11 protein-coding genes are annotated in these 17258 nt (G+C 66.3%); 3 read left to right on the top strand and 8 right to left on the bottom strand.

All coding sequences use genetic code 11. The features are described 5' to 3' along the window. The first annotated feature begins 71 nt into the window (after positions 1-71). Positions 72-974, top strand: coding sequence for a hypothetical protein (locus HUA75_RS40665; protein WP_174489501.1), 903 nt, complete (start codon positions 72-74; stop codon positions 972-974). An 18-nt stretch (positions 975-992) separates the two neighbouring features. On the opposite strand, the gene HUA75_RS40660 is transcribed toward HUA75_RS40665, so the two are convergent. From HUA75_RS40660 to HUA75_RS40650, 3 genes are all read right to left on the bottom strand, one after another. Continuing rightward, on the bottom strand, positions 993-4283 hold the full coding sequence (locus tag HUA75_RS40660; RefSeq protein WP_174489500.1) for a hypothetical protein: 3291 nt from the start codon (positions 4281-4283) through the stop codon (positions 993-995). A gap of 124 nt (positions 4284-4407) precedes the next feature. Then, positions 4408-5142 (bottom strand): TetR/AcrR family transcriptional regulator, encoded by a 735-nt coding sequence (locus HUA75_RS40655; RefSeq protein ID WP_174489499.1) that lies wholly within the window; start codon positions 5140-5142, stop codon positions 4408-4410. A 94-nt stretch (positions 5143-5236) separates the two neighbouring features. After that, positions 5237-6649 (bottom strand): amidohydrolase family protein, encoded by a 1413-nt coding sequence (locus HUA75_RS40650; protein ID WP_217446515.1) that lies wholly within the window; start codon positions 6647-6649, stop codon positions 5237-5239. 299 nt (positions 6650-6948) lie between these two features. Here HUA75_RS40650 and HUA75_RS40645 point away from each other — a divergent pair, with 299 nt between their 5' ends. Together HUA75_RS40645 and HUA75_RS40640 are read left to right on the top strand one after the other, a co-directional pair. After that, positions 6949-8412, top strand: a complete 1464-nt coding sequence (locus HUA75_RS40645) for a hypothetical protein (RefSeq protein ID WP_254628030.1) — start codon at positions 6949-6951, stop codon at positions 8410-8412. 252 nt (positions 8413-8664) lie between these two features. Further along, entirely contained in the window at positions 8665-10308 is a 1644-nt protein-coding gene (locus HUA75_RS40640) for a serine hydrolase (protein WP_174489497.1), read from the top strand. Between the two features lie 33 nt (positions 10309-10341). Here HUA75_RS40640 and HUA75_RS40635 read toward each other — a convergent pair whose 3' ends face one another. The 5 genes from HUA75_RS40635 to HUA75_RS40615 all read right to left on the bottom strand — a co-directional run bounded on the left by HUA75_RS40635 (position 10342) and on the right by HUA75_RS40615 (position 17117). Further along, entirely contained in the window at positions 10342-11040 is a 699-nt protein-coding gene (locus HUA75_RS40635; RefSeq protein WP_217446514.1) for a hypothetical protein, read from the bottom strand. A gap of 153 nt (positions 11041-11193) precedes the next feature. Beyond that, positions 11194-12147, bottom strand: coding sequence for an Ig-like domain-containing protein (locus HUA75_RS40630; protein ID WP_254628029.1), 954 nt, complete (start codon positions 12145-12147; stop codon positions 11194-11196). Between the two features lie 205 nt (positions 12148-12352). Then, on the bottom strand, positions 12353-13192 hold the full coding sequence (locus HUA75_RS40625) for a hypothetical protein (protein WP_174489495.1): 840 nt from the start codon (positions 13190-13192) through the stop codon (positions 12353-12355). After that, complete coding sequence (locus HUA75_RS40620; RefSeq protein WP_174489494.1) at positions 13189-15783, bottom strand: hypothetical protein; 2595 nt, start codon at positions 15781-15783, stop codon at positions 13189-13191. Before HUA75_RS40620 ends, HUA75_RS40625 begins: the two co-directional genes overlap by 4 nt. Positions 15784-15854: 71 nt before the next feature. After that, complete coding sequence (locus HUA75_RS40615; protein ID WP_174489493.1) at positions 15855-17117, bottom strand: DEAD/DEAH box helicase; 1263 nt, start codon at positions 17115-17117, stop codon at positions 15855-15857. Positions 17118-17258 lie beyond the last annotated feature (141 nt).

Genomic DNA, 17258 nt, shown 5'->3' with positions numbered 1-17258 from the left:
CCGCAGAGGAGGGGAGGGCCCCTGTGGCGCAGTGGGCGGAAGTCCGGAGTGCGTCCTGGTACACTCAGTCAATGGACCGCACTCTCAATGACGTGGAGCGCAAGGAGTGGGTGGAGCTCGCCGCGACAGACTGGGCGCAGCTCAAGCTGTCCCTCTCGGAGATTGGCGCGAGCCCGGAGCTGGCTGAAGACATCTACGAGCGCTTCGTGCATGAGGTCAGCGATTTCGAGCCGAAGGTTGCCGCTGCGCCGCCGCTGCGGGGGAGGCTCATGGAGGACTTGCTTCCACACGCGATGGGGTATCTGCGGAGCCTCGTGCTGGACAACGTGCTCTACCTCCAGATGGAGCCGGTCATCGAAGAGGTGGATGTCCCGCTATTGCTCCTCACCGCGCCCGTACACGCGAAGGCCGCGGTGAGCTTCGAGCAAACCGACACCCTGTCGGGGACGCACGAATGGAACATCACCCTCCTGGGCAGCGGGCTTGGGGCCAAGCAGTCAATCACGGTAGGGCGCTCGGAGGCGTTCAAGGCACTCGGGGACGGTGGCGCGGCGAAAATCATCTACGTTCCCGTCCGGATCGAGACCTACTCGATGGGGCTCTACAAGGACGAGCGACTGGTCTCGAAGTTCTTCAAGCGCCAGGCAGTGCGCCCCCGTCGCTCGGACCACTTCCTGGCGGTTCCCCGGGTCGCGACCGTCAGCGAGGTTGAGACTTTCATGGGGCGGGCCACCGAAGTCCGTACCTATCCGTTGGGTGGCGATACGAGTGGTGACGTATCCACCTATACGCATACGGTCGAGGCCGCCGGTGAGTATTCCTTGTCACTCGGGCTCAAGGCCTTTGATGTGGAGTCCACCATGAAAGCAACCGTGGCCTTCACGCGTGAACGCAAGCTCACGCTGGAGTTGCCCGGAGGACGAGACTACACGCTGCTTCGTCCAGAGCGGCTTCCTGGCATTGCCTGGCGGTAGCGTCCCGTCCCCGCCGGTTCAATTGTCAAGATTGAATCGGAAGAACGCCTCCCACCTGCGAACGAAGTCGGCAAGCTCCAAGTCTGCACGCAACCTCGCGAGGATGGGACGGAAGCGCTTGTCGACAAGCACCTCCTGCTGCTGGTACGTCGCGACGGTGTGTCGGACCATGAAGAATGCGGTCTTGCGTTTGTTCAGCTCGCTGTGGCGGGAGAGTTCGTCGACAAGTTGGTCGTATGCGGCACGCTTCTCGTGTCGCGAAGGGGCGCGGTACCAGAAGCCGAAGGCGAAGTTCGCCTGACGATGCATTAGAGCACGAACGCCAGACGCAATTTTTTCTCCTTTCAGTGCATACCACCCCGCCGCATCGAGCCACTTGAAGGCCTCGACATCATACCGTTCGAGCAACCGCTCGCAGAGCAGGTGGAAAACCCATTCGCGCCAGTCGCGTTTGATGGTGCCTTCAGTGGTGTCCGTTGTGGATGCGTCGATTCGGGGCGGCCGGGGCTCGAGCTCTTTCACATTCCGGAAATCTTGGGCGATGCAGACATGCTTCATGATGAGGGAGACCATCTCGGACGGCGCGGTACACGCACGCTCAAGAGCTTCCATCGAAATCCGAGCCAGGGGCTCCTCGATGGCCATGTCCTCCGCCCCGACGAATGCCGCCATGCAACGAGCGATACAGACGGGGTCCGTTCCGTCACTGAGTTGCCTTTCCGCGACGTAGAGGAAGAACCGTCCAAATTTGTGCTCCGCGAAGAGCTTGAAGTGAGGCTTTGCCAGGTGAAGCAACTTGACCCGGTCGACGTCGACAGCATTCGCGAGAAAATGCAGCAGTGCAAACGCCGAACGGCTATCCATGCTGGGTGGGCCATGGTCGCTCAATGCGTCGACAAGGCTCCGCTGCGTCCGGGGCCTTGCCTTCGAGGCGGCGAACCAATGTGCGGCGGTCAGCATCCTTGTGTCAGCGAAGACCGGTTTCCAGAGCGCTGAAGTTTGACGAGAACGCGCATCCGCGGGCTCATGGCGGAACTCATCCATGAGCAGTGTCATCTCCACAATCGCCTCGGCGGACTCGCGTCGTGCCGATTGGCGCACGGCCGACTCCAAGCGCTTCGGGAGATCATTCTGCCCCATGGAACTCTCGCAGATCGCACTGGCGATGGTCCAATGCCAGAAGCTCTCGAACCTGAACTCGACAACCTCTTTTTGAAGACCGCCGTGATTGCTATCCAGATTCTGGGCAGAACTCAACAGGTTGGCATCTCGCAGCAAGTGGAGCACATGTTCCACGTCCTTGGCTTCGATCACCCCGTCTCGATGCTTACGTTGCTTCAACAAGTCGGACGTTGTAGCCATGAGTGTCTCGAAAGCGCAGCCCCGCTCCAGCATCCCGAGGTGGAGCCACGCCGCGATGCGCCTGACAGCGTCGACCCCCTTCGCGTGACGCAATGCTGGGGTCCTCTTCACGCGCCCCTTCCAGAAGCGCACCATGAAGTCGATGTAGTGCAGGTTCGCAACGGATACGGTCTTCTGTTCATCCTTGAGGGCATCAATCAGGATCCACGCGGCGAAAGGCGAGCAGAGTTGCCTCCGTGCACTGGGGTCGATTGTGTCTTCTTCGACGTGGATGCGGCCCCCGCCAAACTCCCCAAGCACGCGCAGCCCCACGTGATGCTGCTCATTGAGTTCGTCGAGCATCAGCCAGCCGCGTTCATTTCCGCCGCGCGAGGGGCTTACAGTCCCTTCATCTCCGGAATCAGGGCCGTAGCTGAGGATGAAATCCTCTTGATCCGCGACGTCGTCGTACCGGGTGTCAAGACAGGTGAATACCCAGTCGATGCACTCGAAGACGGTGCTCATCCTCACCAGGTCGACCAGCCGACGCCAGACCGGCGTGGCATCCCGGGCGAGCGCATGGACATTGTCGACCGCGACAACCAGCCGCAGGTTCTGATTCCGCAGGAAGTTGTTGAGCTGGTCGAAGTCAGTCCAAATGACCTGGGTCGCGGCTCTGGCCGCGTCGAGCACCTGGCTCCCCGCCTCGTGGCTGGAGGCCCCCAACGTGACTGGTAGGACCCATACCTTCTTGTCCGCCAGTTGTCCGTTCAAGATGGATGCGACGAAGTGGGTCTTCCCGCTGCCCGAGCTCCCGAGAACGGTGAAGCAGCGGCCATAGCGTGGCGTGTCGAGAAATTTCTCCAAGATGCCCAGCTCACGCAACTGTCGCTGAATCGCCTCTTCGGACAGCCCAAGGTGCTCTTCTTCCTGGGGCTGACGTTGCTGTCGGCGAGCCTTCTTGAGCAGACGCAGGGTCTGGCCATGGCATTCTTGAATGCGGAGCCGGCGTGCTTGCTCGCCGATGGCTGCGTAGGGTTGTCGAAGGTCGAGCCGTTCGAGTTTCTGGACCAGATTTTCGATGGCCTCGTTGCCACGCCCGAGCTGTGCGAGCTTGCCGATGCGCTCCTGGAGCCGTGTTGGCCAGGAGCGGGCGCCGAGGAACTTGTGCCAGCGGTCCGCGAGCGGCGGCCTGGGGCCATCCACGCGGCGCTCAAGGCTTTCCTCGGCCAGGACTCCACCATGAGCGGCTGCAAACCGCGCCCATCGCTTGTGGACCAGGAGCGGCGCGGTCCGAAGCGGATCATACGGATGTGGGGAAGCCCGGGAGGGCTCGAAGCCCGTCCGGTGCAGCGTTTCGATATCGAGAGCGACGTCGAATTCGGGAGTGTTGGTGAGAAGCTGGTTTGCCGCGGCCTCACAGGCCTGGCTGAAGGTCATCTGCCTGCGGGCGCTCTCTTCCGCGAGGCCCGTGCAGTCGATGAATCGATATCGCTGCCGCTGAAGCAGATAGATCAGCCGCCCACCATCCCTCAGCGTGGGTGAGTGCTGAGAGAAGGGCTCTTCCGGGCGCCGAAACTTCTCTTGCCACTCGTGACGTCCCAACCTCCCCGAGACGCCGACGATGGCATGCCCTTTCTGAACCACGAGCAGCGGCAGGAGCCCATACGTCAGGCACGCACCGCAGAACAGGACCGCCAGATCAACGCAGGTCGCGCCCACACCGCCATAGAGCACTTCCCCGGTCTCACGAATCCACTGCGTGTGCACGTCACGCGAGAAGGGCTCGTGGTGGTATCGGATGCGACGCTTCGCGAGCTCGTCGTAGATGGCTTCCGCCACATCGAGGAAGGCGCGGGAATTGATGGCTTGAAGCGAATCCAGTTCGAGTTCCAAGTGCTCGCCTGCGTTCGGGTCGACAGCCCGCGCGAGTTCGGCTGGATTCAGCAGGGCAATCTGGTGTGCCATTCATCCAAGTATAGAAGATGTTGCCCTTTGACTGCTGAAGGGCCCTGCCGCATCCCGGGTGTTCCGCTACCCACCTCGCGGGTTTCCACCGGGTGCGCCCAATCGCTCTCCAGTGGCGCGGCGCTCACTCCTTCCGGCCAGGCTTCTTCGCGGGCGGGGCCTCGCCCTGGTGGCGCAGGATGCGTCGGCCGATTCCTTCCAGCATGAAGTCGAGGCTGTTCTGGAACTCCGCATCGACATCCAGCGCTCGCATGCGTGCCAGGGTGTGCTTCACACCGGGGTAGTCCTTGGAGGGAAGGGCGAGGGCGGCGGCGTGGAAGCGTTGGAGGGGAGGGGGCGCGTCTTCGGCCCTGCCGGCCCACTGCTCCTGGCGGCGAATGGTGCCCGCGAGCCAGGAGAAGAACGTGTTGTGCAGGTCCCCGGCCTCGCTCCAGGGCACGCCCACTTCGTGGAGCTTGCTGACGGTGCGCTCCAACACGAGGAGCGCGCCGCGGACGGCAGGGCCCTCCTCTAGAAGAAAGTCCATCACTCCCCGGTGTGTCAGGCCGAGCACGCGGACGCGCAGCGCCACCTCCCGCAGCCAGTCCAGCGGCGCGAGCGAATCATCGGGCAGCGAGAGCTGCTCGAAGACGTGCTCCACGACCCGCGATACGAGCTCCTCGCGGTCTCCGACGTGCTTGTAGACGGCCATGGGGGTCGCGCCGATTCGCTCCGCCAGCACGCGCATCGAGAGGCTCTTCAGCCCACTCTCCCGCACGAGCTTCGCGGCGGCCTCGGTGACGAGGGGGAGGGACAGCCGAGCGGGGCGTCCCAATGTCTTCCGCGCCTTCTTTCCCGCAGCCCCTTCGCGACCGGCCATCCCGCTCCTCGCATCGCCGCGCGAGTCCCTCCGCGGCGGCGTCCAACCTAGTGGGCTCCGCGAGGCACGCAAACGGGTACTTCACGCCATGTCGTCAGCGCGTCCCTGAGGTGGCGCTTGCACGCCCGTTCCCAAGGTCCCAATGCTCCTCCAGCTTCGCGTGGTCGGCGAGGAGCGCGGACAGCCCTCCGACGCGCTCCAGCACCGCATCGCGCGCTCGCAGGGCCTTCTGGCGGACGGCGGCCACGTCCGTCCCGATGAGGCGCCCCTGGTGCTTCACGAGCTCGCCGCGAACCATCACCGACTCGACGTTCCCCGCGTGGGCCTGCAGCACCACCGCATCGCGCGGATGGCCCAGCGGAGTCATGTTCAGGGCGTCGGCGGCGAGGACAATCAGGTCCGCCTGTTTCCCGGGACGCAGGGAGCCCGTGACGGCCCCGAGCCCGATGGCATCGGCCGCGTCCTGCGTCACCATGCGGAGCATCTGGCCCGCCTTGAGGTCGAGCCTCCTGGGCAGGCCCGCCCGTGCATTCGCGCGGCCCCGCTCGGACTGGAGCGCGAGCCGCATGGCGGTGAACAGCTCGCCTCCGTTGCTCGCCACGACATCACAGCCGAGCGTCGTCCGAACCCCCGCGCGCAGGGCACGCCCGATGACAGGGAACCCCATGCCCATCTGAAGCTCCGACTCCGGGGTGGCGCAGATGGAGCCGCCACTGCCCGCGATTCGTGCCAGGTCGTCGTCACCGCTGAATGTGCAGTGTACGAAGAGGAGGTCCGGGCCGAGCAGGCCCTCACGCTCCAGTTGCTCGACTTCGCTCGGCCCCGTCACGGGCCATGCCGAGCAATGCAGGGTGATGGGCACGCCGAGCTCACGCGCCGAGCGGACCTCCGCTCGACTCTGCTCCCACGGAATCTGCATCTCCGTGAGCGCGATGCCCAGGCGCACCCGTCCGCTGTCGCAGGCGAGCGGGCCTTCGCGGAGCCGTCGTGCATCCGCGAAGCGGTGCTCGGGGCTGGGGAAGGAGGGACTCGGCTCGGAGCCCGGAGCGTAGCCATAGGCGAAGAGTGCCTGGATGCCCGACTCCTGGAGCCCCTGGAGGGCCGCGTCCGCATGTGCCGGTGATGCGATGCAGTGGGCGTGGTCGACGAGCGTCGTGATGCCCGCGTCGAGTGCCTCGAGCGCACCCGCGAGTGTGCCCGCATGGACATCCTCCGGTCGGAAGGCGGGGGAGAGCTTCACCCGGACGGCCGCGAGGTAGTCGAGCACCGTCCAGTCACCCCCCAACCCACGCAACGGCGTCTGCCACGTGTGCCGATGGGTGTCGATGAGCCCCGGCATCACGAGCTTCCCCGCGAGAGGGAGCACGCGGCAGCCCTCCACGCGCAGCTCCCGGCCCATCGCGGTGATGAGCCCGTCCTCGATGAGGATATCGCCGCACGGAAGGTCTTCGTGCTCCCGGTCTCCCGTCACCACGGTGGCGCCCTGGAGAAGCCAACGCTCCGCCATCTGTCGCTCCTTCTTGTCCGGACGTGCAGCGCTCACGCTCCGCCGGAATCAAGGCCTGCCTGATTAGTGTACGGTGTATATTAAGTCAAACCAGCCGCCTCGCGCGGTGCGTCCAATCCGTGTCAGGGCGCGCGCGCCGGGGATGCGAGGTGCGTAGCCTTCGTGACAGTGATGTCGCGGTGTGCAGCGCGCTACACCCCCAGTCGTGGTGGTAACCACTGGAAACACCTGGAGTCCCGGTTGGCCCATGCATTGCTCAAGAGGGGGCACGCACTCACACCCTTTCCAAGGAGCAGCTCATGAGAAACGCCAGGTCCTGGCTTGCCGGCGTCGCGGTGTTCGCCCTGGTCGCCACCGGATGCGACAGCGAGAACCCGCCCGATGCGCAGAAGGTCGCGGATGTCACCGCCAGCCGTTCGGCGGAGATGGTGCGCGGTGTCAGCGCGAGCGTGCGGACGATGAACGGCCTGCCCGCGGTCGACAGCCTGGAGGAGGCCCTCTCCGTCTTCAGCGCGGGCTTTGACGGCGTGCCCCTGCCGGCGCTCCCGAGTCAGGAGGATGAGGAGGGTGGCTCGTCGCTTCCCGACTTCTCCGACGAGGCCAAGACGAATGCCCAGTCCGCGCGACTGGAGAAGTACCTGCGCGAGCGCGTCTTCATCGCGGAGCACGTGGAGTCGACGGAGGGTGACTCCACCATCTTCCTGCTCAAGGGCGAGAAGGTCTGCACCGATGGCAGCGTGCTGGCGGACGCCGACTGCGTGAAGTTCGTGAACCAGTCCGAGCTGCGCGTGCGCGCGACGACCCTGGATGATGACGGGCTGGAGCTGACGTTCCTCATCGGGTCCAAGCGTGCCCAGCCCGTGTCGCTGCGCTTCCTGCCGAAGGCCACCTCCCTGGTGGTGGACCTGGGGGGCGTGAAGAGCGCGGTGCAGCAGCTCGACGCGGAGGCGGCCGCGGCGCTGCCCACGGTGATGGTGGGGCAGGTGGAGCTGAAGGTGACGAAGGCGGGGGAACAGCACTGGATTGTCAGCGGCTCCATCCTCCAGGCGCTGCGTCTGGAGCTGACGGGCGAGGATGGCACCATCGCCATCTCTTCGGAGCGCGCCGCTCCGCTGGTGGAGCTGGAGGCGGATGGCGCGGCGAAGCGCGCGCGCTTCCTGCTGGACCTGAACACCACCGAGGTGCGCCTGCCGTACGCGGGCCTGGCGCCGGCGCTGCGCGGCAAGGACTGGACGGTGTCCCTGTCGGGCCTGTCGTTCACCCTGGAGGCGACGGAGAACCAGAAGGACTTCACCGTGGGCCACGTGGGGCTCGGCGACGCGCAGAGCTTCTTGAGCCTGGGTGCCGACAAGCTCTTCACCCTGGACCTGAACAGCCAGTCCGGCCGCCACTTCGACCTGACGCTGTCGCGTGGGGATGACGGGCTGCCGCTGGTGCGCGTGCAGCCGGAGGTGGACCTGGTGGCGCGCTTCTTCCTGGCGCCGCTCAAGGCGGACGCCGAGATGGAAGTCCCGTCGGCGTACGAGGATGCGACGTATCGCGTGCGCCTCACGGGTGGAACGGGCGGCCCGAGCCTGCGTCCGGTGCGGGCCAACGTCGCCACCGGCTTCAAGGGCGGCGTGCAGGTGGTGACGGGCGAGCTGTCGCTCACCGTGGGTGACTCGAGCGTGACCGTCGGCGCGGGCCAGTGTCTGGTGAGCCGTGAGAACTCGAGCGGCGGTGGTTCGCTGGTCGACTACCTGCAGGCGGGTGGCTGCCAGTAGCCCGCTGTCAGTGTTGATGTCCGAGAGCCGCGCCCCACTCCAAGGGTGGGCGCGGCTCTTTTTCGTGGCGCCAGGACGGTCCGCCGCGACGCGGCTGGCTCCGGCGACGACGCGGGGCCCCTGGGAAACGGGGTGCGTTGACTCGGCGGCACAATGGGACCTGGGTCTCTTGCGCGTGCCTCCACGGGCCTCTCAGTCTGCGCTCCGCGGGTGCGTCGAAACCGTTTCGACGTGGGGCTTCAGGGGGGAGTCATGGCGCACGACGATGGGCAGGGTTCAGCACCGACGGCGGCGACGGGAATGGCACGCAGGACGCTGCTGCGGGGCCTGGGCGCGGCGGGAGTCGGGGCCGCCATCACCGGGACGGGTTCGACGGCGGCCGCGCCAGCACCGGGCCCCAGGGCCGTGGCCTCCGCGACGTCCACGGCCTCCGGGCAGATCACCGCCGAGGGAGTGACGCGAGCCCTGGCGGTGCTCGACGACATCGTCAAGAAGGACAAGGCGGCCACCTCCGTGCCCGGCATCGCGGTCGCCGTGGTGTACGAGGGCCAGGTCCGGTACCTCAAGGGCCTGGGCGAACGCCAGGCGGGCGTGGTGGGGGACGTCGATGTGGACACGGTGTTTCAGCTCGCCTCGGTCTCCAAGCCGCTGAGCTCCACGGTGATTGCCGCCGCGCTGACGCGGCGGTTGGCCAAGGTGGACTGGAACGACACGCTCCAGACCTTCCGTCCGGGCTTCACGCTCGCCGACGCGTGGGTGGGGCAGCACGTCACGGTCGCCGACATGTTCTCGCATCGCAGTGGCTTGCCCGACCATGCGGGAGACCTGCTCGAGGACCTCGGCTACACCGGTGAGCAGATCATCTCGAGGCTGGCGCTGTATCCCCTGGCGCGGTTTCGCGACAACTATGCCTATACCAACTATGGCCTGACGGCTGGAGCGCAGGCGTTCGCCACGGCGACTGGGCGCTCCTGGCAGGACCTGGCGCGGGAGATGATTTTCGCGCCGCTCGGCATGAGCAGCACCTCCTATTCCTTCGCGGACCTTCAGGCGAGCAAGAACCGGGCGGCGCTGCACACGCTGGTGAATGGCCAATGGACGCCGGACCTCGGCGCCAACAATGACGGTCAGGCGCCCGCCGGTGGCGCGAACTCGTCGGTGCGCGACCTGGCCCGGTGGCTGACGATGTTGATTTCGGGGGGCGGCTTCCCGGGGCTTCAGACCCCCGTGGTCGACGTGCCAGGGCTGCAGACCGTCTGGCGGCCCAACAATGTCACCCATGGTCCGGAGGAGCTGGGGGGGAGGGCGAGCTTCTACGGGCTGGGCTGGAACGTCGACTACGAGGACACCGGGGAGCTGCGGCTCGGCCACTCGGGAGGCTTCGGGCGCGGAGCGTCCACGGTCATCACCGTCTATCCGTCCAAGAAGCTGGCCATCGCCGTGCTGACGAACTCGGACCCCCGGGGGGTTCCGGAGGCCATCGCCGCCGAGTTCGTGGACATCGTCCGCTACAATGCGTCGACGCGAGACTGGCTGGCCTTCCTCGCGCCCATCGTCGCCGAGCCCATCACCCCGGACCAGACGAAGTACTCCAAGCCCGCGGTGAACCCGACCCCCGCGCGGAACCTTGGCGCCTACGTCGGAACCTATCCGAATCGCGTCTACGGTGACCTCACCGTGTCGCTTCGAGACGGTGCGCTGTCCTTCACCGTCGGCCCCGCCGGCAAGCGATTCCCGCTCACCCACTACAGCGGTGACGAGTTCTACTTCCAGACCACGGGTGAGAACGCGAGCGGGTTCTCAGGGGCGCTCTTCGCGGCTCCACGAACGAAGGTCCTCTCGCTGACCATCAATGCGTGGAACCGCGACAAGCTGGGCGTGTTCACCCGCCGTTAGTCGCTCGGAACAGAGCGTCTTTGTCCTCTCTTCTCATCCATCCTTGCGGATGCACCCCGATTTGTTGGTGAGCTCCGCCGGGCATTTGACCCGACGGAAGGTCATCTCGGGGTTGTCCGCATTCTGAAACCAATCGAATCGCCAGTTGCAGCCCGGCTGCAGTTGAGTCGGCAATTGGGCGCATTGGGCCTTGGTGCTGATGCCGCCGTATTGTGCCCCCCAACCAGAGCTTGGAGCACCCCATTGAGGCGCACACCCGTTGAAAAGACCCACCCCGCCGCCAGGTATCAGCAGTTCGAAAAAGTTCGACCCGGTGCTTGGCCCCTGGCCGACCACCTGGACCACGTGCGTCTTGCCCTTCACGGTCGTGCTGGTGAACTGCAACGCGTAACAGGCGCAGCTCGTGTCACTCTCGGTCTTGCCAGGCAAGTCCGCCCTGGCAAATCCATAGGAGAAGGTCGGGGTCACGGCCCATGGCTGGTTGTTATTGCACGCGTAGCTGGAGCCGCCATTGCAGGCGCTTTGAGTGCTCGCATTGAGCACTGTTACGCCATCCTTGGCGCAAGACTTGACCGGAGCGTTGACCGCGGCTTTCCCAGTCCATGAACCGCTTGCCTTGCAACAATCCCAGGCGCGGACCGTTTTGCCCGGCGCTGCCGCGGACAAATAAGTCAAGGTGGGCTGCGCCGAAGCATCGGCTGCGGGAATGAGCAAGAAGACGAGTGCGGTCATCGCAATCGTCACTCGCCGAAGAGCAACTCCGTCATGAATGATTGGCATGTTTACAACGAGAACATGACGGCGAGTGTGCGTCAAGGCGCGGCCCACCTCATGGCACCGGGGCGGGCCACGCCTGCGCCCGTGGCCCGCCCCGGTGCGGGCGGCTCAGGGCACCGTGACTGTCGCGGCGTTGCTGCGTCGGCCGTTGCCAGCCCGGTCATAGGCGATGGCGACAATCACATGCGTGCCTGATTTGCCCGTCGTGTCCCACGCTCTCGTGAACGGCGCGGTGGTTGAATAGGGCGTCTGTATGACTCCGTCGATTTCAAAGACAACATAGAGCAAGGCCTGGCTGTCGGAGGCATTGGCGGACAGCGTGACGACGCCACTGACCACCGAGCCGTTGGCCGGCGCGGAGAGGAACGACGAGGGCAGGGCGTTGTCGACGATGAGGGTCCGGGTGTTCGTCTGGACGTTGCCCGCGTGGTCGGTCGCACGCAGTGTCAGGCTGTAGGAGGTGTTGCCCAGCACCCGCGTATCCCACGTGAAGTTGTAGGTGAAGCCCGAGTAGCCGGGCTGTGAGGCCACGAAGTTTCCGTTCAGGAGGAACTCCGCCAGGGCGACGCCCGAGAGGTTCTGGTCCGTCACCGTCCAGCCCAGATTGACGATGCCGCGCACGTAGTTCAGGGTCTGGGGCGTGTACGGGGGGGAGCCGGTCAGGATGATGGGGACGAAGTTGTCCACCAGGACGCTCACCGGGCTGGAGGTGCCCGACTCGTCATTCGCGTCGAAGGCCTGGGCCGTCAGCGTGCGTGGGCCGGAGGCCGTCGTCGTATTCCAGCTCACACTGAAGGGGGCCTGGGTGGCGGAGCCGATGAGCGTGGCCCCGTCGAAGAAGTCCACGCGCGTGACGCCCACGTCATCCGAGGCGTCCGCCGTGAGCGTGACAGTGCCACGCAGGAAGCTGCCCGGAGCCGGAGCGGTGAGCTCCACGGTGGGGGCCGTGAGGCTGGCGCACGCGTTGGAGGAGGCGCAGTCCAGGGGCGCACGCTCCTGCTGGACCTGTGCCTGGGTATTCTCCGGCAGGTCCTGACCCTCACCACAATTGATGGAAGCCATTGCGCCCACCCCGACCAGTGCGGCGACCAGGCCCCGGCCACTTCTCGAAACGATGCCCATGTGGATTCCCCCTTCGGGGTGTGGCGCTCGCATGGATTGGGAGCAACCACGGCATCGACATATCAAACAGCCCGCCTCGAAGGGGGCCTTGACAAGGAAGGACGGGTGCTGGGGGCTCAAAGCATGCCCCCAGTCCGGGGCTCCCTCACGGCGCGGGGGCGGCCGCTTCGTTCACCAGGACATCATGGAAGTATGCATTCACATACCCCAGCGGACTGGGACTGCCGCTCGCGCAGGTGGGCAGGGCATGGGTCACCACCAACTCCTTGTTCGAGACTCCGGGAGCCTGGGTGTCCGCGACGGTGTACGCGCCATGCACCTCCGGCTGGGTGTCCCGCTGGAACACGAAGCGGTCATTTACCGCGTCCCATTGGACCCGCAGCCTCGCCTGTTCGCCCTGGTGAATCAGCCCCAGGTCCGCGGTGAAGAGCGAGCTGCGCTCCGTGCAGGACGCGTCCCTGCACCGCTCGATGGCCGCCTCCACCCGCAGCTCCTGCGAGCCCACGGGGTCTGTCGACCGGGAGACAATGCGGATGGCGGCTGTGATGTCATCGCGCGCACTGCCCCGGCCCGGAGAGGAGGCATTGAAGAAGTGACCGGACAGCTCCGCCGTGCCGTGGGCGACTCCGAGTCTGGAGCCCGAGCAACCCGTGCTCCTGGCGTTGTTCACGCGAACCTTCGCCTCGATGGCCGTCACCGCCGACGGCTGTGTGAAGCGCAGTCCGTACCGTCCGGTGCCCGTGTTGGCGCGGCTCATCAGCCGCAGGCGGGTGAAGGCCAGCTCACGAAGGGCCTGCTGCCGGCTTCCGCTCTCCTGGCTGGCCCACCGGGCCGGGTCGATGCCGCGCACCTTCGTCGCGCGAGGCGGGTTGGACTCCGTCGGGTTGAAGTTGTCGTAGGGCACCATCGGCTCGACGGCGTGGGCGGTCGCCGTGCCCCCGAGGAGCAGCGCGAGCACCGCGGACTTCAGATTCATTGCGCTCATGGGGACTCGAGCTCCTTCAGTTGGATGTAGTGCCGGACCCGGGCGTTGTCGCCGGTGTCCATGTCCTTGCCTTCGGTCTCCAGGGTCATTCCGTTCTCATAGCCATTGAGGAAGCTCCCCATCAGCTCGAGCCCCATGAACCAATCATTGGGATTCGTCTCACCCTTCACCCGGCGGACCATTCCCGACCCCGCGAAGAAGCTGAAGTGGCCGTCCCGCTCGTCCACCGTCGTCCCGGCGCCCCCCTCGGGGATGGAGTCGTAGTGGTCATTGGGGCCGACATCCTCTTCCCAGATGGCCGACGTCATGTTCACCACCCCCGTGAAGTTCGCCGGCAGGTCAGGGAACTGCGTGGGATTGTCAGGGCCGGTGTGCACCAGCCAGTTCGGGTAGATGGTCTGGTCCTCGACGACGTTCAGGAAGGCGTTCTCCCGGAAGAAGCCATTCGCTGTCATGTGTACGCGGGGCGTGAACCAGTCCGCGCAACAGCCGCTCTCCGTCTCCAAATCCGTGACCTGCTTCACCGCGTACTCCATCCGGTGCGGCTTGGCGGGGTTGTACTTCACGACATCCTTCACCCGCGTCAACGCCACGCTCACGTCCACCATCGCGTGGTCCGACAGGCATTGCTGGAAGAACTGCTGGGGACTCTCCAGGAGGAAGCCGGAGTCGGGGTCGAAGTGCGGCTTCACGTCCGCCGTGGGCTCCTTGAGCAGGGCATAGGCGGGGAACTCCAGCGTGTCCTCGGCGGGGAACACCAGCACGTAGTCGAGGCGGTCCTTGGAGCCCAGCTCGTCCGTCACCAGGTCCGTGCACTGGCTGCTCAGCCACGTCCCGGTCGCCATCGGGTCCGGGCCGGACGAGGTGCGGGCCAGGTCCCGGGCTTCGGAGAACAGGGTGTTTGCCTTCTCGAACTCGGTGCGCTGGTTGATGGCCAGGAAGCTGGGGCCCACCATGTCTTGATAGGCCGGGAAGTTGGAGTCGGCCTGGGTGGCCTTGGGCCCCAGGGTGTTCATGTCCCCGAGCAAGAAGGCGGGGCGGTCCAGGCCGCTCGGCCAGGTGCCCTGGGGGAAGATGTCGTCGTCGCCGAGCAGGTACGGGAAGGTGTTGGCGTGCAGGGGCCCGCCCTTCCGCACCTGCTGAACGTAGGCCTTGATGTCGAAGAGCTGGTCCTCGCGGGCATCGGTGTCGGGGCCGGGGACGTTCTCTCCCGCGTTGACGTGGGTGCAGAACACGTCGACGAACTCGCCGTAGTCCGTCGCGGTGGAGACCCTGGATGCGCCGGTCTCTTCCATGACGATGACCGGCTCGGTCGCGGCGGGGGTGGCGATGCGAGCCCAGATGACGCCCTTGTCCTGGAGGCAGTCACTGCCGGTGCACATGTGCGAGGGGAAGTGGTGCACGCCTCCCTCGAGAATCTGCCGCGAGGACAACAGCACCAGGCCCGTGCTCTCCGTGGCCAGCTTGAGGACGTCGTCGTTCAGCTCCGTGACGGCCTGCATGGGTGGCAGTGACTCGATGGCGCGCAGCGCGTTGACCTTCTCGATGAGCTCGCCGCGCTCATGGGACATCCAGATTTCGGAGATGCAGGCGACCTCCTTCCTGAAAATCTTCGCGGCGACGGTGTCGATTTCTCCCGAGCCCCCGTCGCTGACCCAGAAGGTCGCATCGGGCATCTGCCCCACGTTCCACATCGTGAAGCTCAGGGGGATGGAGACGGGCTCCTTGAGCTCGAGCGTCTCCCAGGTGGAGGGCATGAAGTTGACGGGCGGCTGGTTCTTCACGTTGGGGAAGGTGCCGCCTCCCACCTTCTGCGTGGCGCCAGCCACCGAGAAGACGGTGCTCTGGAGGCCGAGGCCCAGCTTGCGGACCAGCGCCGACAGCGGCTCGCTGCCGACGATGGGTGGCACGCTCGAGCGCAGCTTCACCGCGAACTCGATGTGTACGCGGGACGGCTGCGCGCCCGGGGTCGCCACCGTGACGCTGGTGGCCCAGGCCTGGTTGGGGGCCGTCAGCGCCATCCAGCCATTCGCGTTGTTGCCCATCCGCTGCGAGAGCGTGGTGTTTCCGTTCGGGCCGGTGGAGTAGCGAAGCTGGAGGTGACGGTCCTCGGAGCGGGGCATATTCGCCCCGGCGACCTGGTTGATGGTGGCGTCGCGCTGGGCGTCGAGCCAGACGTCGATGATGCCGGAGGCGTCCAGGAAGTTCCCGTTGGCGTCCTTGGGCCGGGGCAGGCGCATGCCGATGAACAGCGTCTGCGAGTGGCAGGGGTTGGTCTGGACCGAGGGAATTCCCCCGGCATTGGGGACTCCGAAGTTGCACTCGTCCGAGGTGTATTCAGCGTTGTCGCTGACGAACAGGTAGAGCTCGCCGTTGGGGCCACCGTTCACGTAGTCCTGCAACGGGAACTTCTTGCCGTCGGCGTACTCCATCGGCGGAACCCAGCCGTCCACCGTGGGCTGGGTACACGTCGCGCCGGGAGCGCAGTGGACCGCGGCGTTCTGGGGAGGAAGCCTCGTGACGTGGGGCGCCGCCAGGGCCCATGTGGGGATGAGACTGGCGAGAGCCAACAGGAATGCACCGCGTTGCATGAAACCTCCGGGTTGTGCCCCAGAGGAACGAAGGCGTTCGCGGATCTTCCCGCCTTCGATTCATGGCCCCGTTATTTGCGGCGCGACGGCGGGCGGCTCGCGGCCTCGGCGGCGGCCTCTCGCAGCTTGTCCTTCTTGCTCTTGCGCTTTCCTTTCACGCCGCCATTCACGTCCAGGGGCGGGGTGGGGACGTCGACGGGCTCGAAGCCGGGGAGCTGCTCGCGCGCGAGGCGCAGCTGGTGGCGCCGCTCGATGAGCCGGAAGTGAGCCTGCGTGTCCGCGCTGATGAAGCTGATGGCCATGCCCGGCTCGCCGGCGCGGCCCGTGCGGCCAATCCGGTGCACGTAGTCCACGGGCGAGCGCGGCAGGTCGTAGTTCACGACCGCGGGGAGCTGCACGATGTCGATGCCGCGCGCGGCGACATCCGTGGCGACGAGGACCTGCACGCGCTTCGCCTTGAAGTCCGCGAGCGCGCGCGTGCGTGCTCCCTGGCTGAGCTCTCCGTGAAGCGGCGCCGCGGTGATGCCGGCGCGGTTGAGCTTCATCGCCACGTGCTCCGACCCATAGCGGCTGGCCACGAAGGTCAGGACGTGGGACCAGGCGTGCGTTTCCAGCAGGTGACGCAGCAGCATCGTCCGCCGGCCCGCGTCGACCTCGATGGCGCGCTGGACGACGAGGTCCGCGCCGGGCAGGGCTTCTGGCTGGATGTCGATGCGGGTGGGCTCGTGCAGCAGCTGCTCGGCGAGCTTCCCCACCGCGGGCGGAAAGGTGGCGGAGAACAGTAGATTCTGGCGGCGCTTGGGGAGCAGGGCGAGCAGGCGCGTGAGCTCGTCGGCGAAGCCCAGCGACAGGAGCTGGTCGGCCTCGTCGAGGACCAGGGTCTCCACGGTGGAGAGCCGGAGCGCGTTCTGGTCCACCAGGTCCAGCGCGCGGCCCGGCGTGGCCACGATGAGGTCCGCGCCTCCGCGCAGCGCCAGCATCTGGGGGTTGATGGAGACGCCGCCGACCGCGAGGCACGTCTTCAGGCGCCGGGGCAGATGGCGGCCGAGTTGCTCGACGGCATCGGCGATTTGCGCGGCGAGCTCGCGGGTGGGCACGACGATGAGGGCGCGGGTCCGCCGGGGATTGCCGCCAGGGCTCTGGGCCAGGGCCTCCAGGAGCGGCAGTACGAAGGCGGCGGTCTTCCCCGAGCCCGTCGGTGCCGATGCCCACACGTCACCGCCGCGCAGCACCGCCGGGATGGCCGCGCGTTGCACAGGGGTCGGGTCGAGGCAGTCGAGGTCGCTCATCGCGCGGACGAGCGCGTCCGGGAGACCGAGGGTGGAGAAGGTCATGGCGGCGCACCCTATCCCACCGTTGGGAACGCACCCGTCCGAAAGGGCGTCAAAGGAGGCGAGGTGGCACAGCGGCAGCCGCCCTGGCTGGCGTGCCCGGCCCGAGCGGAAAAGAGAGGGGCCGGTGTGAGATTCCGCTTC

Source organism: Myxococcus sp. CA040A (assembly GCF_013336725.1).
GTDB lineage: Bacteria > Myxococcota > Myxococcia > Myxococcales > Myxococcaceae > Myxococcus > Myxococcus llanfairpwllgwyngyllgogerychwyrndrobwllllantysiliogogogochensis.
Note: the sequence above shows the minus strand (reverse complement) of the source record. Positions and strands in the feature narration are given on the sequence as shown.